Consider the following 20,430-nt stretch of genomic DNA (forward strand, 5'->3'; position numbering starts at 1 on the left):
TTTGTAACTCTTCTTAAAGTGACACCAACAGCAGAATACTGCGCTCAGGCTTTTAAAGAATTTTTGGCTATGGCTATTCCAGCTTCTCCCCTGAGCCTAATCACTGCGGCTCACTTTAAAGTTTTGCCAGCCGTCCGGCGCTGCTTAAGTACGTGGACCTTACAGGCTCAAAAAATTCCAAACTTGGAGCTGCGCCACCAAGCTTTAGCCAGCCTCGAAACTAAGAAGTTTCACTGCGAGGGAGGCGGGCTCTATAGCCTACTAGCCAAAAGTCACTGGTACGAAGCCATCAACTTCATAGTGGCCTACCAGACCATTAGCGATTATCTGGACAATTTGTGCGATCGCAGTACCTCCCTAGACCCCGAAGACTTCCGGGCCTTGCACGAATCGCTGCTCCACGCATTAATGCCTGACTCCCCCAGCACCAACTATTACCGGGTTCGAGACGACCAGGAAGATGGCGGCTATCTAAAGAGCCTAGTAAGCACCTGCCAGGCTAGCCTTCGCAAGATTCCAAACTACTCCAGAATCGCTCCTACTTTGCAGCAGTTAGCTAGCTACTACTGCGACCTTCAGGTTCACAAACACGTCCGGGTAGAAGAGCGAGTACCCCGTCTAAAAAACTGGTTTTCTCGCTACCAAGACAAACTGCCCGACTTGAGCTGGTATGAATTTTCGGCCTCTGCCGGTTCAACCCTGGGCGTTTTTTGCCTAGTCTCTTCCGCCTTTGATGGCGATTTTTCAGAAGACCAAACAAAACAGGTTGAACGCAGCTACTTCCCCTGGGTGCAGGGTCTGCATATCCTACTGGACTATCTGATTGACCAACAGGAAGATCGCGCCAATGGTGACTTAAATTTCTGCTTTTATTACCCCAACAAAGACGAAATGATGGGTCGATTCCGGCATTTTTTAGAGCAGGCTACCCAAAGCGTTGCCAGACTGCCCCACGCCCGCTTTCACAAAATGATCAATCAAGCTCTGTTAGGCGTTTACCTATCAGACCACAAGGTGCAGGAGCAGCCGGAGATTCAGCTAATGGCCCAAAACCTCATCAAGCTAGGAGGAAGACCTGCCTCTTTCTTTTACTGGAGCCGCCTGGGGATTTCCCAATTGGGAGCAAGCCCAAAAGCAGTAGAGAGTTACGAGCACGCTGGCACCTAGCTGGTCAAGGCCAACAACAACACGACCAGTTTCTTTCTGAGAGATAGGCAGGAAACGTCAGCCTCTAAACAGGCAGCTAGGCTTGCACAAAAACCCCAAACTTTCTTCAGTCTATAGGTAGATAGGCTGAAGAAAAAAGTTAGATTCAATATATAAAGAGTCCACTGGGGCACACTAACTGTATTGCACAACATGAGCGATCGCACGCAAACCGAGAACGCTTTGAAAGAAAGCGAGGAACGGTTTCGCCAGCTGGCAAATGCCGTCCCCCAAATGGTTTGGGTGGTCAGCGCCAATCGGGAACTGGAATACGCCAATGACCAGTGGTATGAGTACTCTGGGCTGCCGCCAGGAAAGTTAGATCAGCCCGATCAGACTCTCAAGTCCCTGCATCCTGAGGACAGAGATGGGGCTGTACAGGTCTGGTACCAAGCTATTGAAGCCGGGCAGCCTTACCAATATGAGTGCCGCATTCAGCGGGCCGTAGATAGAGCCTACCGCTGGTTTTTAGTTCGGGCTGTGCCCAGCTATGACGAGCACGGTCAGATTGTGCGATGGTACGGCACCTCAACCGATATTGACGATCGCAAACGCGCCGAGCAAGAGCGCGAACAAATTTTAGAGCGGGAACGGATAGCTCGGGCCGAGGCCGAAGCAGCTCAGCGGCAGCTAGCGACCCTGTTTGAATCTGCCTCCATTGGCATGGCTTTGCTCGACAGCAACCAGCGCTTTGTCTCAATTAACGCTGCCCTAGCAGAGATTAATGGGCTGAGCCCAGAAGATCACCTGGGCCGCACACCGGTAGAACTGTTCGGTCACCGAAATTCGACGCTAGTCGACATTTGTAACGAGATTTACGCAACCGGGAAGCCATTCACTGCCTCCAATCTTGAAATCAGCCTGCCTTACAGAACCGATCGTCGCCCTGGCTACTACAGCTTGCATTACCTACCCATGCTGCGCCCTACTGGCGAGGTGGAATCTATGCTGGCCTACGTTATTGACATTACAGATCGGTTTCGTTTAGAACAGGCCCAACGGTTTCTAGCCGATTCTAGCCAGGTGCTTTCGTCCTCGCTAGACTACCAAACGACTCTGAGCAGCATTGCTCGACTGGTCGTACCGCACTTGGCCGACTGGTGCAGCGTTCATATTATCGATGAGGCTGGAGTGACCCGGCGGCTGGCCGTAGCCCACGTCAACCCGGATAAAGTCGCTTGGGCAGATGAACTGGAAAAACGCTATCCTTATGACCCCAACGAACCTCGGGGTGTGCCCGAAGTCATTCGTACCGGGCAGTCCGAACTCTACCCTGAAATTCCAGATCACCTGCTGGTAGAAGCCGCTAAAGATGCTGACCACCTGCAAATTTTGCGGGAGGTCGGCTTTAGCTCAGTCATGATTGTGCCCCTGCTGGTGCAGGGGCGATCGCTAGGCGCAATTTCGTTTGTGGCTGCAGAGTCGGGCCGACGCTACGCCCAGAGCGACTTAGAACTAGCCGAAGAGCTAGGTAGACGGGCCGCCCTAGCCGTCGAAAATGCTCAACTCTACGCCCGGGCCCAGCAGGATCGCGATCGCGCCGAAGCCGCCAATCGGGTGAAGGATGAATTTTTAGCGGTGCTGTCCCATGAGCTTAGGTCGCCGCTCAACCCCATCTTGGGTTGGGCCGGACTGTTGCGCCAGGGCAAACTAGACCCCGCCAAAGCAGCCTATGCCATAGAAACCATCGAGCGCAACGCCAAGCTTCAGGTGCAGCTCATTGAAGACTTGCTAGACGTGTCGCGCATTTTGCGTGGCAAGCTGAGCTTCAACAAAGCCCCAGTCAATCTCGCTTTGGTCATTGAAGCTGCGCTAGAAACCGTGAAGCTAGCCATAGAAGTTAAGTCTATTAAAGTTAAAACCCTAGTAAAAGCGCAGCCTGCAGATCCGACAAACGCTCCCCTTTTCGTTTTAGGAGATGCTGCCCGTCTACAGCAGGTGATCTGGAATCTCCTTTCCAACGCAGTCAAGTTTACGCCAGTCGGCGGGCAGATAGATGTGCAGATGGAGCAAGTGGGCTCTCAAGTGCAGATCACCGTCAGCGATACGGGGAAAGGTATTTCTGCCGACTTTTTGCCCTATGTATTTGACTACTTCCGTCAGGCTGATGCTACGACCACCCGCAAGTTCGGTGGGTTGGGCCTGGGTTTGGCGATTGTTCACCATCTAGTCGAGATGCACGGCGGCACTGTTGGTGCCGATAGCCCAGGTGAGGGGCAGGGGGCGACTTTTACTGTTATGCTGCCTATCCTGCAAACTTTGCAAGAAACCGAGCAAGCCTTTGAGCCGCCGGGGCTGTTGCTAGATCTCGATGGCATCAAGGTTCTAGTCGTTGACGATGAGGCCGACACTAGAGAATTTGTCGCCTTTTTGCTAGAGCAGTACGGGGCTAAAGTTACAGCGGTGACTTCAGCCAGAGAGGTGCTAACGATTTTGCCTCAGCTCAGCCCAGATCTACTGCTTAGCGATATTGGCATGCCAGAAACAGACGGCTATATGCTGCTCCAGCAGATTAGAAACCTGCCCCCAGAAATGGGCGGGCAGGTTCCGGCAATTGCTCTTACGGCCTACGCCGGAGAAATCAACTACCAGCGTGCTCTGGCCGTGGGTTTTCAAAAGCACATCGCTAAGCCTGTAGAACCTGCAGAGTTGGTTGCTGCTGTCGCCAACTTAACTAGGCTTAGCCGCCGAACTCAGATGGCGCGCTAGCTCTAGTTCATCTGCTACACGCTGGCTTACTGCTCCTGCACTAGGCGCAAATAGTTTTGCTGGATCTGCAGGCTGTTTTCGGTCACCTTTTGGGCCAAATCTTTTTCGGCATCGCTCAAGTTCTGCCAAAAGAAGACAGAGCGCTGCTGCGTGATGTATTCTTCCCAGAGCTGCTTGAGCAGGTCTGCCATTACCGGGTTGTCAGCAGCTAGCTGAGCGTATAGCTCCTCAAATTGCTCATTGGCCTGAGGGTGAGTTTTGACATCTTGGGCTAATGCGATCGCACCCTTCAAAACTGTCTTAAATACGTTAGAAGGGTTGTTAGCAGAGTTAGTCATCGTTGAGTGCCTAAGTTCAGCAGGTAGACCAGTGTACCTTTAGAATCAATCTTTCCACATGCCTTGAGTGAGAATCATCTGCAATATTGCACATTTGAGCCGCTCTAAAATCCACGCCTCCCGCCACGCCGTTTGCTTGACAAGACCTCCCTTTCTACTCGGCAGAATGTACCCTTGGTCGGAATCTATCTCTGTTATGGGTCACTAAACTAAGGCAGAGATTCACTGTAGGTTTCGCTTAGATGAACCGAAAAACCTTAGCAGTTTGCCTGCTGATTCTAATAGCAACCTTAGTCTTTTCTCCCTTTGGAGTTCTGTCATTCCTGCTGCTGTTTCTGTTTCTATCCTCAGTGGTAGCGCTGATCAGCGCCGTCTTTTCACCCGCTTCAGGGCAGAAGATAGCCGAGACACCGTCAGATTCCAATTAGGGCAAGAGAGGATCTAGATGAGCTCTGGTACTTCTCAACACCTCTCAACTATCTTCCTCAATTTCAGCTTTCAGGCGCTCTAAATGTTCCTCTCCCCAGTTACAGAGTGCCTGCAAAACTGGCACTAAAGTTTTGCCATAGGCGGTGAAGGAATACTCAACTTTAGGCGGCAATTCTGAATAAGCTTTACGGCTAATAATGCCGTCATTGGCCAACTCTCTTAGCTGCTGTGACAGCATTTTTTCGGTAATTTCAGGTATTAAACGCTTCAATTCACTAAAGCGTCGGGTCTCTTCTTTGAGGTGCCACAGGATTAAAATTTTCCATTTGCCACCCAAAATCTTGAGCGTTGTCTGAACAAACAGGGTACCTTCAGTCAGCGCTTCTGACATGTGCTCTACTTAACAATTAGGGCAATAGGAACTTACTAAAAAGTAAGTACTTTTCAAAAAATTAAGAGAAGTATACCTTGGTGATTGCTTAGCCAACGCAATCGTAGGGATAACTATGCAAGTTGAAGGCGCGATCGCATTGGTTACAGGAGCCAACGGTGGCTTGGGTCGATACTACGTGGAGGGGTTGCGATCGCTAGGGGCGGCCAAAATTTATGCCGCTGCTCGCAAGCTAAATGCCCTGACGGACCTGGTCAATCTCGACCCTGACCGAATTGTGCCCGTTCAGCTAGATATCGTCGATGAGGCTGCGGTGCAGCAGGCAGCCCTAAGATACCAGGACGTAAACTTGTTAGTGAACAATGCCGGAGTTGGCCTCAACCAGGGGCTAATTGCCGCAAACGACCTGTCTGCTGCCAGAGCCGAAATGGATGTCAACTACTTCGGTACGCTAATCATGTGCCGAGCCTTTGCCCCAATCTTGCAGCAAAATGGCGGCGGTGCCATTGTCAACATGCTGTCGATGGTGGCACGGGTAAACCTGCCTTTCAACGGTAGCTATGGAGCCTCCAAAGCGGCGGTACTAGCGCTGACCCAGGCAGTGCGGGCAGAACTGGCGGCGCAGCAAACTCTCGTTGTCGGTGTGCTGCCTGCCACCATCGATATTGGTATGGGCAAGGGCTTTCCTGACCCCAAAGTATCGCCCGAGGAAGTGGTGCGCGATGCCCTGCAGGCCGTGATCGATGAGACCGAGGAGGTCTATCCAGGTGAGCAGGCCAAGCAGCTCAATGCTCAGTTCCTGCAAGATCCCAAGGTGGTGGAAAAGATGGTCGCTAGCTTTTTACCCGCTTAAGCCTGAAAAACCTTAGGCAAATGCTGGGGCGCTGCAGCGGTAGGATTAAGTTGGATTGCAAATGGACTATGGCCAAAGGCCAAACGCAGAAAGTAGCCTTGCTTTTGCTGAGATGCGGTTGGGGGTCTATTAAAGAAATGCAAGGGTCAAAGATTGGCTTACGGTTGCGATGGTTAAGGACTGGCCTTTGGGGGCCATTGCGCCTAGCTGCCCTGCTGACCACCGCTGCCTTGCTTTTGCCTGGCCCTAGTCGTGCCGCCGAGCGAATTCAGTTTTTCTTAGGCCCCTTTGAGCCCACTATCTACGTCGAAGATCTAGAGCAATTTGCCGCTACCGGCCAGATTAACCAGCGCTTCGCCCCCTTTGCCAATCGCCTCAGCGCTAGCCAACTTAATGAGCTGCGGACGGTACTAAACTCGCGTTTCAACTTGAACCAGACAACCATTGGCGAGCTGGCTTACTCCCCGGTTGGGGTGCGGCTGCTGCGGCAACTGGGCCAGGTAGTGCAGACCGATAATCGGCTAAACGGCTTTTCAGCCCTACGGGCCAGCGTGATTTTAGCCGCCTCTGACGCAGAAGGCCTGACGATAATCAACCTGCTACGCCAGTTCCCCCTCGACACCATTCAGATCAACTACCCGCTATTGCAGCAGCTGATCCAGGAAAACCGCCAGTTCTTTCAAGCGCGCGATCGCACCGTAGCAGCTTTACGGGCAGCGGCTCTGCAAGAGGCCACCAGCCTGCCCGATGCCTCTTCCCTCGATCCTCGTCAGCCCGGCCCTACGACTTGGGAAAAACGCGCCCTCGCCATTGAAAATTCGCTGCGGCTGTTCTCCTCAAGGGCAGAGTTATATTTGCCTAGTTCACCAGGCTCTACAGTGACCATCCCTGTCGTTATTATTAGCCACGGAGCAGCCTCTCGCCGCACGACCTTTGCTTACCTGGCAGAGCACCTGGCCTCTCACGGATACGCAGTGGTGGCCCTCGACCACGAAGACAACGCCGATCGCTTTGAGCGCTTTTTACTGGGTATTGATGGGGCTCCTAATCCGGCAATATTAATCAACCGTCCTCGCGACGTGACGGCAGCTTTAGATGCCCTAGAAGTGCTGGCCGAAACCGACCCCCTGATCCGTCGTCTAAACTTGACGGAGGTCGGCGTCATCGGCCAATCGCTGGGCGGATACACGGCTTTGGCGGTAGCTGGAGCGACCCTCAACCCAGCAGCGCTGGCGGCAAGCTGCCCTAGCCCAGCGCAGGACTTGCCTTCTTTAAACCTGTCGATGCTGGTGCAGTGTGATCTGCTCGAGGCTCAAATTGAGCTGCCCACTTCGCTGCGAGATGAGCGGGTGAGCAGTGCGATCGCAATCAACCCCCTAACCAGCAAAATTTTTGGGGAAGCGGGTCTAAACCAAGTGCAAATTCCGGTGATGGTGATTGCCAATACCCACGACTACCTCACCCCTGCTCTGCCGGAGCAGATTGAGCCCTTCGCCTGGCTCTCTAGCCCCAACAAGCACTTGGTCGTGGTAGAGCAGGGCACCCACTTTTCCTTCTTAGGGGACAACACTGGTGGTGGGGTTTTGCCCTTGCCCGCAGGCTTGCAAGGCCCTCCTAGCACCGCTGCCCACCCCTACCTGCGGGCGCTCAGCCTGGCCTTTTTCAACCGCTACAGCCTAGGCCAGCCCGAAGCCACTGCCTATCTTAGTCAGCCTTACTTAGAAACCTTTGACCAGGATCCCTTTCGCGTCACCATTGTTCGAGACGTGCCCTAAGCGAGTCCAGCCAGCAGTGGAAATCTGCGTTGGGGAAGCTTCTGCTGGAGTCGCTACACCCCATTACAGGCTTGACTAAAAGGACACCCAGCTACTTTCTGATCCTGCAGCCCAGATCAAGGTCTTCTAGCTCCACTTCAATGGCTCGAGTACTAATGGCAATCTCGTACAGCGACACCAGTAGAGAAGCCACCAACAGCAGCAGGCTCAACCCAAACAGGTATTCTGCCAGCATCTGGTAGTTAACAAACAGGGCAAACATTGACAGCGTGCAAACAATAAAGCTAGACACGCCCAGAGCCTGCATTCGGCGGATCAAAACAATCCGCTGCCGCAGGTTGTAGATCTGCCGCTGCACCAGATCTCGGACGTGTTCTCTATCAGAGCCATGTAGCTGACGAATCAGCTGGGCCAGCACCAAAAAGCGATTGGTGTAGGCCAGCAGCAGCAGGGAAATGGCCGGGAATAAGAGCGCAGGGGTCGTGAGCTGCATGGCTCATGAGGGCTGGCGGCGCAGCGCTATTGCTCCTGAGGCCACAACAAACAGCGCCACGGCAAAGCCCGGTTCAGGGATCTTTTCCCCTGCTAGCGAGGGTGTAGTGCGGGGCGGGGTGCGGAAGCGGGTGCCCTGCTCAAAAGCATAGGTCAGCTTCAGCAGCGTCGGCTCATCATAGGCCCGACCCAAAAACTCCAGCCCCACCGGTAGGCCGTCTTCAGTAAAGCCTGCTGGCACGGTTACAGCCGGAAAGCCGGAGAACGGGCTGAGTCGGTTGCCAGCCCCAGAGGCTAACGGTTCACCCAAAATGTTGGCAGGGCTGGCTACAGAGGGATAAATCAACGCATCAAACCCAGTTAGGGCCGTCAGCAGGGAGGACTGGGTCAACCCCGGACGGGTGGTGATGATCTCGACGTAGGCAGGGTCATCTTCGGGGGCAGGTCGGTTGTTGCGATCGATATAAGCCGCCTCAAATTCCTCTAGGTAAAGGCCGCTGTCGAGAATGTCGCCCAGGGTTCGTACCCCCGAAGGCGGTACGGGCCGTGCTGCTAAGTAAGCGTTCAAATCCCGCTTAAACTCGAACCCACTGAGGCTGGGAAAGGACAAAATTTCTGCCAAGTTAGGAATGGTGACATCCTCAACGGCTGCGCCCAGACCGACCAGAGCATCAATAGCTTGATTGATTACCGCATTGGTTTTGGCACTCTCTGGGTTAGAGTCGAGGCCAAAGACTTCGCGCACAACTCCAATACGGGCTCCCTGTAGCCCTTCAGAGTCGAGGAAGGCCGTGTAATCTTCTGGGAGTTTGCCGATGCTGCCTGCGGTCGCCGGGTCTTCTGGGTCAAAGCCCACGGTCACGTTCAGGGCCAGCGCGGCATCTTTGACGGTGCGGGTCATGGGCCCACCCACGTCCTGCGACAGGGCTAGGGGCACAATGCCCGATCGGCTCGATAGGCCGATGGTCGGGCGTACCCCAACGAGGCTGTTAAAAGAAGAAGGCACTCGAATCGAACCGCCTGTGTCGGTGCCAAAGCCGAGAATGCCAAAGTTAGCTGCGATCGCAGCCCCAGTACCGCCGCTAGAGCCGCCAGCATTGCGGGCTGGGTCGTAGGGAGTGACCGTTGTGCCGCCCAGCGAACTAGTGCTGGTAAAGGAAAACGCAAACTCAGACAGGTTGGACTTTGCCAAAATCAGCGCCCCTGCTTCCCGCAGTTTAGCGACTTGAAAAGCGTCTTCTCCAGTAAAAAATCCTTCCAGGGCCAGTGCGCCTGCCGTTGTGGGCATGTCAAAAGTATCGTAGTTGTCCTTCAGCACGACAGGAACGCAGTGCAGAGAACCCACTGGGCCGCCAGCGGCGTACTTGGCATCTAGATCAGCCGCAATGCTGAGGGCATTGGGATTGGTTGCGACGATGGCCTTTAACGTTGGGCCTTGATCGTCAAAAGCATCAATGCGGTTGAGGTAGAGCTGAGTGATCTCAGTACAGGTAACCGCCCCTGACTCAAACCCCGCCTGAAGGCTGTCAACAGTTGCTTCTGATAGGTTGAAGGTAAATGCGATCGCATCTGAGCTAAAGACTAAGACTGTAGCGGGCAGAGCCGTCAGATAAACCGCTTTTTTGACAAGATTGATCATGATCCGCAGAATTCCTCACAGGTGATGCAGCCGATTGCGTGACGCGTTGACAGCCTTACAGAACAAGCTCCACGCGAAAGATAGGCGGGGAATTTGGGAAACTTTGTGACGACAGATACGGTTGCTTAGGGCTTTACAGTAACTTCAAAAACTAGTTAAACCCGGTGTCTCTAATGCAGCGCCCAACAGCTCGTCCAAAGGTGCTGTCTTCCACATGAAAGGTGAGACCCGGATCGAGGGCTTTTAAGCGAATATTGCGACCATCGTCTGCTTGCCCAGAGGCACTGATGGCGACGCCCTCACCCGGCTCCCGATTGACCTGAACAGTTTCTACCAGGTTGCCATATTGAGAGTCGCCATAAAAACTCAGTTCGTAAACTGAAGCGGCTGGGTTTAGCACTGCGCGGTAGGAATGCCCTGCCCCAGTAGCCTCACACTGCCAAAAGACGGTTTCAGCGGGAAGCATCGTAGCCTGCCCTACCCCTTGAAATGGCTGCCCCAAAAGTAACAGAATCAGCATTCCTGCAAGCACCATCAACGTTTCCTCGTGGCACGACACGCCTCAAACAGTCATTAGTAGGTTGGTGTCAAGCGCAGCGCGACCCAACGTTAGAGAGGATTGCCGTCTCTGCCAAAGCTCAACCCAACCCACAAATTCCAATAGGGTGTGTCATCGCAGCCCGTAACACGCCAAAACGAATCAAAAGAGCAATCTGCTAAAGCATCAGGAATCGTTAGAGTTGTTAAGCTTTGTAAAGCCTTTCTTCCTTACCAAAGCTGAGCAGAAACCAGAATTCTATGTAAAAGATAAAAGCAGCGGCATTTGTCAATAGATTGTGCTTGAGTAATATTCATCGGTTCTGATCAGAAATACTAAAACTCACTTTGAAGATACCTGCTGAAATCTCAAGGCAGCCTGTTTCAAAGTTGGGCCTCTTTCAGGTATTTCCCAAAGACTTTTAGGTTGAAATTTATTAGGTTTTCTAAGGAGTTAGTGCCCTGTGAAGCCGAGCTTGTCCGATGTGGCGGTAGAGGCTGCGATCGCAGCCCTTGAGATCACTGCAATTACCCCAGTTGAGAAGATTGAAAAGCTGATTGACATTGCCCAGCAGGTACAAAATCAGCCCCAATCGTCTCAGCAGTTAGAGGGGGCCGTGCATCTCTACTGTCAGGCGCTAGAGCTGTGTGAAGAGGGCCTGTATCCGCTGTTAGAGGCACGGGCTTTGGTGGGTTTGGGAGCAGCGCTGCGCTCGTTTCCGGCAGGTCTGGCCGATCCGCTGATAGAAGCTCAGGCGGCCTACCAAAAAGCGCTCCCGCTGCTGCAAGAACATGCTGAGCCAGCAGAAATTGCCGCTGCAGAGATGAACCTGGGGCTAGTCTTTCAGGCGCTGGCTCCCTTTGGTTTGGCTAAACTGCCCGAAGCCCTGCAGAGCTATCAGCGGGCGCTGCGGGTCTTTACGGGCGAGCGCTACCCCAAAGAGCACGCGATTGTGCAAAACAACATTGCGATCGCTTACCTCTCAATACCCCGATTCCACCAACAGGAAGACCCACAGCCCGAGCTAGCAGTGCAGGCTTTTGAGCAGGCCCTAAAATACATCAGCCCCAGCAATCACCCTACCGAGTACGCCCTGCTGCAGAACAACTTGGGCAACGCCCTACAGTACTCCGCCGCTGCCCAATCCACAGCCGGCTGTCGCCGCGCCTTAACCGCCTACGACGAGGCCCTTAAGGTTCGCAGCCGCCGCGACACTCCCCTAGACTACGCCCATACCCTGGCCAACAAAGCCAATGTCCTGTTCAATCTGCCCGACCACGACGATCGACCTGAAGCGGGCAACCTGGCAAATCTGTCTCAGGCCAAGGCTCTTTACGAAGAAGCTCAGACGATTTTTCAACAGCAGGGCCTGCCTAAACAGGCTGGCGTGGTAGCCGTGGCCCTAGCCGATGTAGAGCAGGCTTTGGGACAGCAAATAAGCGAGTAGAGCCGCCCGGCTGGTCAAAATCTCAAATAAAAGGGGTTTTTATAGCGGCAAAGCTCTTGAAAAGCCCCTGAAAAGCCCTTGAAGAGACACTGGCAATTCACCTTAGTGGGTGAAAAACATTGCGAATTGTCTCAAAGATTGAAAACTGAAGTTAAGAAATTCGGACGGTGAGCACTCAGTTCCTACCGTAGGTATAGCCGTTGCCACGGATCTTTTGGCAATAGTGTCAAAAAGTCTAACCAGGCTTCGGTTTAGACTTGGATCTAAACTCGGTGACTACATGCCCCCTCTTCTGGCGCAATTCCTGACCAACTCCCTTTGCAGTGCGGGTTCCCTGTCGATTCATACATGAGTATTTCTCCATTTACCTCTCAACACGAAGCACACAGCCTTAAGGCCGAGCAAATTCGAGTTGAGGGAACCATCTACGGAGTAGAGTTTGGGCGAATTGTCTACCGACTGGCCAAACAGGGGGGCCTGAGGGGGGAAGTGTGCAGCGATAGCACCAGCGTTTATATCGTTGTGCTGGGAAAGCCGCAGGCCATCGATAGGCTGGTAACCGACTTGCGATCGCACCCCTCCTTTTCAACCGCCATCCAGGCCATCACCCGCACACCCTACGAAGGCAACCTGACGTTCTCAGATTTCAACATTATTTCCAGCCAGCCCAGCCCGATTCAGACTCTGATGCCGCCCGATGCAGCAACCTGCCTCGACTGCCAGCGCGAGATCTTCGATCCTCACAGCCGCTACTATCGCTACCCCTTCACCAGCTGTACCAGCTGCGGCCCTCGCCTGAGCATTCTGCCAGCGCCTCCCGCCGTGCGTACTCAAACGAGTCTGGCAGCATTTCCTTTGTGCGCTGCCTGCCAGCAAGAGACCCAAGATGCCAATGACCGTCGCTTTCAATCGCTATCTGCTGCCTGTCCCCGCTGCGGCCCTCACGTCCGGCTAGCGCGCCCAGATGGGAGCCCAGTTGATACTGCCAACCTCTCCTCTTTAGATGACCTAGATGCGGTTTGCACCCTGCTGCTCCAGGGAGATATTGTGGCGATTAAAGGGCTGAGCGGCGTGCAGCTAGCCTGCGATGCCACCAACGAAGTCACTGTTCGCAGACTGCGCCAGCAGAGTTCTGGCAGGCCCCTGACCCTGATGGCGCGGAACTTGCCGATGGTCGAACGTTACTGCCAAGTCAGCCCAGAAGAAAAAGCGCTGCTAGAGAGTCCGGTGGCTCCGGTTGTCTTATTGCCGTCAAAGGTGGGCCAGCTTCCCGGTTTTTGGCTAGAAGCTGAGTTTTTGAGCTTTCACCGAGGCGATTTTGCCGATCAAATTCCTAGCTCTTGGGAAGCCGAAAGCACAGGGCTGCCGTCAACATCAGAGGCCGCTTCAGACAATCCACCCAATAGCGCCCAAACCCCTCAGAGCAGAGCTTTAAAGCCCATTGCACCCTCCGTTGCCCCCGGCCAACGCCGCCTTGGGTTCATGCTGCCCTACACCCCCCTGCACCACCTGATGCTGCAGCGCCTCGATCGGCCCATCGTACTGACTTCAGATGGCTTAGCCGACCTTCCCCTCGACCTCAGCTCCGAGGCAGCCAAAGCGCAGCTAGCCCCTCTGATCGACTACGTTTTGCTGCACAACTTAGACATCGTTAATCCGGCCCCCGACTCTGTAGTGCAGGTGAGCGAAGGTCAGATACAGGTACTGCAGCGGGGTCGGGGCTACGCGCTCTGCCCCATTAACCTGCCAGAGGGATTTGAACAGGCTCCCCCCCTGTTGGCCCTAGGCGATGACCAAAACAACACCCTCTGCCGAGTGCAGGACGGCCAAGCCCTGCTTTCTCAGCCCATCAGCGACCTCAAGAACAGCAAGTCCTACCAGACCTATCAGCAAACGCTTGACTCGTTTGACCAAATTTTTGCCGATCGGCCCGAGATTGTTGCCGTAGATCAGCAGCCCAACTACCGCTCAACTCAGCTGGGCCTATCCCTCAGCCAGCGCTCCCGCGAGGGCGCTGGCGGGGCGCTGCGAATTCACTCTATCCAGCACCACCATGCCCACATCGCCGCCTGCATGGCAGAAAACGGCCTGCCTCTAAAGACACCGCCTGTCTTAGGAATTGCCCTCGACGGCCTAGGCTTTGGCGACGATGGCACGCTCTGGGGAGGCGAGTTTCTGCTAGCAGACTACCGAGGCTACCGGCGGCTGGCAACCTTTAAGCCTGTAGCTCTGTTTGGCGGTGAGCAGGCCATCTACCAGCCCTGGCGCAGCACCTATGCTCATCTCAAGAGCGCCTTTGACTGGGCCGAACTGCTGGCTGCCTGTGGAGATTTGGAGCTGATTAAATTCCTCTCAGGCCAGCCTCAAGTGCCGCCAGAGATGATGATGAATCAAGATCTAGAGGTTGTGTACTCGCCTCTCGCCTCTTCAGCCGGGCGACTGTTTGATGCGGTCGCTGCCGCTGTGGGTCTTTGCCGAGAAGGGGCAGCCTACGAAGGCCAGGGAGCTGTAGAGCTAGAAGCCCTTATTGAATCTGACCACCTTTATCGAGCTGTCGTCCCCTACCCCTTCGAAGCCGTCGCCCGCTCCGAAGACAGGCTGTGGATATTAGAGCCGCGCTCTATGTGGCTGTCACTGCTGGCCGACCTCATGCAAAACGTCGATGCGGCAGTCATCTCAGCTCGATTTCATGTTGGGCTAGCGGCTGCGATCGCAGCCCTCACCCGCACCCTTCAAGACGAACACCCGTTCACCCTAGTCGCCCTAACTGGCGGCGTCTTCCAAAATCAGATCCTGGCGCTAGAAGTCAAACAACGCCTCGGAGACCTCGGTTTGACTGTCCTCACCCACAGCAAAGTCCCCCCTAACAATGGGGGGGTGTCCCTGGGGCAAGCAGTTATTGCAGCAGCTCGGCATTTGGCCTCTGCACTGTAGGGGTAGAGGGGAAAGAGGATGGGGGAGGTGAGGAGGGTAGGGAAGAGTTTATTAAGGAGTGCCTAGAAACTAGGGTCAACCGGTTTAGACTCCTTTTAAAAACTCCTATGGAAGGAATCTTTAGCAAATTGTGTTTTACGAGGCTGTAATCTCAGGGAGGTTTGAAAAACAATAGCGATTGCCGGTATATGAGCCATTTTTCAAAATCCAGGAATGCCTGACGACCTTCCCGCGTCTTCAAACACTGCCTTAGCGTCTGTCGAATCTGACCATTGGGCCGCAGCAGCAATCCTGACTCTGGTCGAAAACAACATCGTCTCTCGCGACTGGGCCAGCCAGCATGGGCTTGATGCGCCTGTAGCTAGAGATGAGCTATTAAGGGTACTGGAGTGGGGCCAGCACTCGGCGTTGACTATGCTCAGCGATGATGACCCTGCCCCAGCGGTTGAAACCGCAATGCTCACACGGGCCGAGGGCATTGCCCTTTTAATTGACCGATTGAGGTATCTAAAACCGCTGGTGCCAGAGCCAGTTTTGGATATCTATTTTGAGGATGGTGATGAGGTTCCAGCAGACTTGCGGGCGGCTTTGGCAGCGGCTACTTTGTCAGGCTTAGTCGTCAGCTATCCCAACGTGCGTCGCCTGCAGCCTCAGGCCCCGTTGGACTGGGCCACCGCTGCTGCCCTGCTGTGTCAGGGGCTGGGCTTTGCTGTTGTACCTCCTCAATATGTTACTTGGTACGCCAGGTTAGACACGCTAGATCAATCGGCTGCTATTCCGTTTTGGCGGCTGCGGGGCAATGCCTATCTAGTGCGTGACATCCAGACTCAGCTGCAGCAGGTGCGGCTTTACCCGCGCGATCGCAAGCCCGATGGCCGTTTTTCCCTCGATACTCAAACTGCCCTGCTAGAGTTTTGTCAGGTACTGCAGCTACCCAGCGGCCAAACCTACACCCTTGATGCCAGTTTGGCCAAACGGCTGCAAACCGTTGATGTCGTAGATTTCTCTTTGCGGGTCGCCAAAAATCGCGATCGCATCTTCCGAGAGTATCTCAAGCAAGAAGCGGGCTTTGATGCTGCCCACCTAGCCTTCCTAGATCGCGGCATTCAAAAATCCCCCTTTGAAAAGCTGGTAGAAGAATATCCTGGCTACCTACGGCTAAAACCGTCTGCACCTAAAACAGTACAGACCCCTACCACCAAAACCAGCAGCCCCCGCCCCTACCCCAGATCAGCTTTGAGGCGAGCCGCCCACTTGTTCACCCCCCTAGCCGCCCACGCGGCTACCCCATCTGCTAGCCCTACCCGCCCCACCTTTTGCCCTGTCCCTCAGCCCTACCCCGATAGAGGCGTTTTACCTAGCATTGAAGAGGCCCGGCTGAAGTTTCTCCATGCCGACATTCAGCAAGCCTGTCTCTGCCTAGGCCAGTTCGTCAACCAGCAGCTAACCACTACCTGGCTAGGCCGCAGTGCCCTAGCCAACGGAGAACTCTGGAGCGCTACCAAAGTCCTACCGCTGCTCCACCTGATCTCCCAAGTTCACAGCAAGGCCATTCAGGCCGATATAGACCAGCTGGTCATTCGCTCAGGCGGCCGCAGCACCGAATTTAGCATTCACGACCTGGCAGTAGACATGGTCAACTACGAATACGACATCAGCAGCTCCAATGCGCTGGCGGCCATGTTCAAGCTTTTCACCACGCCCCAAACCTTGGAGAAGTGGCTGCGGAGCATTACCGGCAACACCCAACTGGTATTTCGAGGCAACTACGGAGAAGGCCCCTTCATTGGCCGACCCGTCCTCTGGGATCAACAGCGCCAACAGGTGCTGTTAGCAGCCTCAGGCGTGCGTCATGGCGGCCCCAATGCCCTTTCCACCTATGACATGACCCGGCTCATGACCATGCTGGGCTGGCACCCCCATCTCCTAGCCAGCGCCCAACTACCCCGCGCCCAGTGGAAAAGCCTAGAGAGCGTTGTCCGAGCCCTAGGCCGCGACTCAGCCCGCTATGTAGACGCCGCCATTGAACGGCTGGGCCTACGCCCGGTGATGCAGTCGCCGGTGATCATTTCTAAAATGGGCTTTGGCTACAGCAGCCAGCGCCGCCGCACCGAGCTGGTTTACTCTGCCTTTGTCCAGTTTTTTGATGCCCGACCCCAAGCCATTGAGGCCAACGGCGTAGCCCCTTTGCGGAGCTTTGGCTTAACCCTGCTAGCCGCCAAGCGCCTAGGAGACAACGACCGCGAGGCGACTCTGCTAGACGCACGCCTAGCCGCAGAAGTAACCGAAATCCTGCGCCGCATTCTGCTCGACGACTGGGCCTAATCTGCCTTGTAATTTGGTCAACTTGGCAGCTTTTTGACCAAAGTTGCGACCAAAGCTGTAGCTAGAGTTTGGTATGCCAAACGGTCTCTTGTCACGGCAGTAATATCTACCTCTCTGCAGATCAAAACCCTCGCTTAAACCGACAAGATAGAAGCGAAGAACTAAGAGTTAGCTCTATATTTTTTTAGCGCCAGCTCTTGATCTTTTAGTAGACTCGTTTGCTTTGTGGACTCGTTCGCACTGAAATGGCGGGACTCTGGAGAGTTTTTGAATAATAGCAACCAGCTTCAGGCAAAGTATTTTTGTCTGCTTGTTGTGCCCGCTTAAATTATTTTAGACAGGAGATTAAATTATGACCCGAGGACAGTACAGAGAACCCGGTGAAGTGATTGGTGTTTTTAACAATCACCGAGGCGCAGTGCAGCTCAAGGAAGCTATTCAAGCTGCCGGAGTGGCCCCTCAAAAAGTTGAAATTGATGATCAAATCAGCCCCTTAAACCAGATTTACGCACTAGGGACCACGACTGGCGGCCAAGCTGGCCTGCTGATCGGCGCTGCCTATGGCGGCATTGTCGGTATTCTCTTTGTCTTCCTGGTTCTGCTTCCCTTCTCAGGAGCAACTGACTACTCCGACATCAGCCCGATTTCTATCTACCTTTTCACTCTGGTAGGAGCTGTGGTGGGCTGGGCTAGCGGTAAAGGCCTCAGAGCCAACGCGCCCCGTGAGGAGCAGATCAAGGGTAATCCGAATGTGCCTCGCAACTTCCGAGTAGTCGTCAAGGGCAACGAAGATGAGGTTCAGCAGGCTCATCAAGTCATGCTGCGTCAGAGTACGGCTCAAGGCTAAGCATCCAATTGGGAAAAGGGCCTCTTAAAGGGTATCTGACCCCTTGATCTCAAATAGAGATTGCATATAGCAAATGTGAAAAGTAGGGATGTTGCTTAGGCAACGTCCCTACTTTTTGAGACGAATTATGGAAAACCGGCCTCCACAGTCTCCCCGCATTTCCACTCAACGTGCCTTTATAGGATTAACAGCCATCTTTTGATTCGGAGTTGCGTTTGAGCTGTTAGCATACCCTTCAATTAGAGACCCTAGTGCTGTCGTTCGTGTTCTGATTTCTCTCAGTGGAATACTGTCTGTAATCAGTTTGGGCTAGGAGAGATAAGGGTTAAATGAGAAAATAGTGCCTCAAAAGTTTTCAGCAAAAAGAAGCTTCTGGCAAATTGCCAGGCGATGGTAGCGGCTGAGGCAGCACCTCAGCCTGTCGAGAAACCTTGAAAATTGGTCTAATCAACCACTCGAATACAGCCGCTGTGTAGCCGTTCGTAGAGAAAATTGAGCGAATTGGTTTGCTGTTCATTTAGACCCGCTTGGCTGCCTAACCGCATCAAAAGATGCTGGTCTTGCCGAGTGATTTTGCGAGTCATACAGATTTGAGAAATAAGCTGTTCGAGATGTTTTTGAGGGATAACAACAGGGGCAGACATTTTGCTTGTACGAGGGAGAGGGCTGATAGATTCAGTATCCGAGATCTCCCGTAGACTCCAGGTGATTTATGGATTTGGCTTCCTGTGATAAATGCGGATTGAGCGTGTGACTTCCTCAAAAATAGTAGGTGATGAGCGGTCCTACAATAAGTGATGTGAGTCACAAATTCTTGGTTTTTGTTAGCTGGAGGCGCTGGTGTAGAACCTCAGAGCAAAACTCCAAAACCAGCGGGAGAACTGAAACAGGGCACCAGCGAGCAAGGCTGCTCCTAGTAGCCACGGACCGCTGCTGCGATCGAGCATGGTCTGAGCCGGTACAGTCGTGAGAAAGGCCACTGGAATAATGAACGTGAAGAAAATTCGGTAGATTGCCGGATAGGCCACAATCGGATATCGGCCAGCCTCTAGCAGACCCCGCAAAACCTCGGTGACGTTATAGATTTTGACGAACCAAATGCTGGTTGCGCCCAGTATGAACCACAGGCTGTAGAGCACTACCGCTCCAAAGATCAGGGGAGGAATGCCCAGCAGGTAGCTTGTAGGGCTGAGCCCCAACTCGGTTCCGGAGTAGAGCATGATCAGCAGGCCAAAGGCCAAATCGGGCAGGCCCCAAGGCGATACGGTGCGGGTCGAAAGCCAGAACTGGGAGCTAATCGGCTTGAGCAGCACAAAGTCCAGCGTTCCTTCCTGCACCTGAATGACGATTTTGTTGAGGTTGGGCACCAAAAAGGTGGCAGAAACGCCCTGCAGCCAGGTGAAGACCCCCAGCACCATCAGCGCCTCATACCAAGACCAGCCCTGAAACTGATAGCCCGTGCGATAAAACAGAAACAGGCTAAAGATGCTGCCTGCTAAGCTGCCCAGGCTGCTCAGAGCGGCAACCAAAAAGTTGAGCCGGTACTCCAACTCAGCCTGCACAGAAGTGCCCCAGAAAAGCTTTAGTACCCTGAAATAGCGATCCATTAGGCCCCCATTCCTGAATATTGTTTGAGGCCCTGCCGCCACAGCCAGCGATTTAGCCCCAAAAACAGGGCAAACCAGAGAACCATTGCCGCAAAGCCCTGGGCCACATTAACCGGGCGCTCAATTAACAGGCTGGCTGGGAAATAAATTAGGTAAGGAAAGGGCGTCCACAGCACCACGTTTCGCACCGCCTCTGGAAACAGCTCTAGGGGGGCAATCATGCCGGACAAAAAGGTGTAGATCAAAAACCAGAACTGCTCAATAGCGCTGGCTCGCTCGGTCCAGAAGGCGAGCAGCGCGAAAGTGTACTGCATGATGAAGCGCAGGCAGAAGGAGAAGATCATAGCTACCAGCGCCAGCAGAAAATTGCCAGGGGCAGGTCGCCAGGCCGCTTCTGGATAGAGCACTAGAAACAGGCCAATCAGCAGAAAGGCAAAGGGCAGGCGGGCAAAGCGCTCGGCAACATGGCTAAAGAGGTGCCGCCAAACTGGGTCGATGGGCTGCAGCAAATAGGGAGAGAGCTTACCTTCTAGTACCTCCCGCTCAAATTCCCACACGACCCAAACAACGGTTAGCTGGCGGACGATAAAAACGGCTAAAAAATAGCGAATAAATTCGATCGGATCTAGCCCAAACTCACCGCTCTCGGCGGCCTGAGCCCAGACTCCCATTAAAATCAGCGGCAAGGTGCCTGAGAGCACCCACAGCACCAGTTCTGCCCGGTATTCCACCATGTAGGCGTAGTAAACCGAGAGCAATACCCGCGAGATCCGCAGGCTTTTGGCGATTGAGAGGGGTTTAGTCACTGCTAAGGATTGAGTTGAGGGTTTAGCCGCAATGGGAAGTTGCGAAGTGCGATCGCATCTTATCCCTAGCGTAAACCGGACAGGCCAACCCTAG

General features: G+C 53.9%; 16 protein-coding genes. 8 read left to right on the top strand and 8 right to left on the bottom strand.

Going from position 1 to position 20,430, the window contains the following annotated elements; genetic code table 11:
- The first annotated feature begins 69 nt into the window (after positions 1-69).
- Positions 70-1,167: a tetraprenyl-beta-curcumene synthase family protein gene (locus tag H6G13_RS00230; protein WP_190480953.1), complete on the top strand. Its 1,098-nt coding sequence runs from the start codon at positions 70-72 to the stop codon at positions 1,165-1,167.
- Positions 1,168-1,359: 192 nt separating this feature from the next.
- Positions 1,360-3,915, top strand: coding sequence for an ATP-binding protein (locus H6G13_RS00235; RefSeq protein ID WP_190480955.1), 2,556 nt, complete (start codon positions 1,360-1,362; stop codon positions 3,913-3,915).
- A gap of 26 nt (positions 3,916-3,941) precedes the next feature.
- On the opposite strand, the gene H6G13_RS00240 is transcribed toward H6G13_RS00235, so the two are convergent.
- Together H6G13_RS00240 and H6G13_RS00245 are read right to left on the bottom strand one after the other, a co-directional pair.
- Positions 3,942-4,253, bottom strand: coding sequence for a hypothetical protein (locus H6G13_RS00240; protein WP_190480957.1), 312 nt, complete (start codon positions 4,251-4,253; stop codon positions 3,942-3,944).
- A 472-nt stretch (positions 4,254-4,725) separates the two neighbouring features.
- Positions 4,726-5,073, bottom strand: a complete 348-nt coding sequence (locus tag H6G13_RS00245; RefSeq protein WP_190480959.1) for a winged helix-turn-helix transcriptional regulator — start codon at positions 5,071-5,073, stop codon at positions 4,726-4,728.
- A gap of 115 nt (positions 5,074-5,188) precedes the next feature.
- Here H6G13_RS00245 and H6G13_RS00250 point away from each other — a divergent pair, with 115 nt between their 5' ends.
- Together H6G13_RS00250 and H6G13_RS00255 are read left to right on the top strand one after the other, a co-directional pair.
- Complete coding sequence (locus H6G13_RS00250; RefSeq protein ID WP_190480962.1) at positions 5,189-5,926, top strand: SDR family oxidoreductase; 738 nt, start codon at positions 5,189-5,191, stop codon at positions 5,924-5,926.
- A 137-nt stretch (positions 5,927-6,063) separates the two neighbouring features.
- Positions 6,064-7,701, top strand: coding sequence for an alpha/beta hydrolase (locus tag H6G13_RS00255; RefSeq protein ID WP_190480964.1), 1,638 nt, complete (start codon positions 6,064-6,066; stop codon positions 7,699-7,701).
- 91 nt (positions 7,702-7,792) lie between these two features.
- Here H6G13_RS00255 and H6G13_RS00260 read toward each other — a convergent pair whose 3' ends face one another.
- The 3 genes from H6G13_RS00260 to H6G13_RS00270 all read right to left on the bottom strand — a co-directional run bounded on the left by H6G13_RS00260 (position 7,793) and on the right by H6G13_RS00270 (position 10,367).
- Positions 7,793-8,194: a DUF2721 domain-containing protein gene (locus H6G13_RS00260; protein WP_190480966.1), complete on the bottom strand. Its 402-nt coding sequence runs from the start codon at positions 8,192-8,194 to the stop codon at positions 7,793-7,795.
- A gap of 3 nt (positions 8,195-8,197) precedes the next feature.
- Positions 8,198-9,832, bottom strand: coding sequence for an amidase family protein (locus H6G13_RS00265; protein WP_190480968.1), 1,635 nt, complete (start codon positions 9,830-9,832; stop codon positions 8,198-8,200).
- Between the two features lie 151 nt (positions 9,833-9,983).
- Positions 9,984-10,367 carry a hypothetical protein gene (locus tag H6G13_RS00270; protein ID WP_190480970.1) on the bottom strand — a complete coding sequence of 128 codons (384 nt, stop codon included), beginning with the start codon at positions 10,365-10,367 and terminating at the stop codon, positions 9,984-9,986.
- A gap of 466 nt (positions 10,368-10,833) precedes the next feature.
- On the opposite strand from H6G13_RS00270, the gene H6G13_RS00275 reads away from it, so the two are divergent.
- The 4 genes from H6G13_RS00275 (at position 10,834) to H6G13_RS00290 (ending at position 17,923) form a co-directional block, all read left to right on the top strand.
- Positions 10,834-11,817: a hypothetical protein gene (locus H6G13_RS00275; protein ID WP_190480972.1), complete on the top strand. Its 984-nt coding sequence runs from the start codon at positions 10,834-10,836 to the stop codon at positions 11,815-11,817.
- Positions 11,818-12,165: 348 nt separating this feature from the next.
- Positions 12,166-14,751, top strand: coding sequence for a carbamoyltransferase HypF (locus H6G13_RS00280; RefSeq protein WP_190480974.1), 2,586 nt, complete (start codon positions 12,166-12,168; stop codon positions 14,749-14,751).
- Between the two features lie 213 nt (positions 14,752-14,964).
- Positions 14,965-17,076 carry a hypothetical protein gene (locus tag H6G13_RS00285; protein WP_190480976.1) on the top strand — a complete coding sequence of 704 codons (2,112 nt, stop codon included), beginning with the start codon at positions 14,965-14,967 and terminating at the stop codon, positions 17,074-17,076.
- Between the two features lie 352 nt (positions 17,077-17,428).
- The gene (locus H6G13_RS00290; protein WP_190480978.1) at positions 17,429-17,923 is read left to right on the top strand and encodes a hypothetical protein; all 495 of its coding nucleotides are present in this window, start codon (positions 17,429-17,431) and stop codon (positions 17,921-17,923) included.
- 443 nt (positions 17,924-18,366) lie between these two features.
- Here H6G13_RS00290 and H6G13_RS00295 read toward each other — a convergent pair whose 3' ends face one another.
- The 3 genes from H6G13_RS00295 to H6G13_RS00305 form a co-directional block, all read right to left on the bottom strand.
- The gene (locus H6G13_RS00295; RefSeq protein ID WP_199305648.1) at positions 18,367-18,507 is read right to left on the bottom strand and encodes a hypothetical protein; all 141 of its coding nucleotides are present in this window, start codon (positions 18,505-18,507) and stop codon (positions 18,367-18,369) included.
- A 240-nt stretch (positions 18,508-18,747) separates the two neighbouring features.
- A complete protein-coding gene (locus H6G13_RS00300) occupies positions 18,748-19,530 on the bottom strand; it encodes an ABC transporter permease (protein ID WP_190480982.1) in 783 nt (260 codons plus the stop codon).
- On the bottom strand, positions 19,530-20,264 hold the full coding sequence (locus H6G13_RS00305) for an ABC-2 family transporter protein (RefSeq protein WP_190481433.1): 735 nt from the start codon (positions 20,262-20,264) through the stop codon (positions 19,530-19,532). The genes H6G13_RS00300 and H6G13_RS00305 overlap by 1 nt, the downstream gene beginning before the upstream one ends.
- Positions 20,265-20,430: the final 166 nt, after the last annotated feature.

Source organism: Pseudanabaena sp. FACHB-2040 (genome assembly GCF_014696715.1).
In the GTDB taxonomy this organism is placed as follows: Bacteria; Cyanobacteriota; Cyanobacteriia; order Phormidesmidales; family Phormidesmidaceae; genus JACVSF01.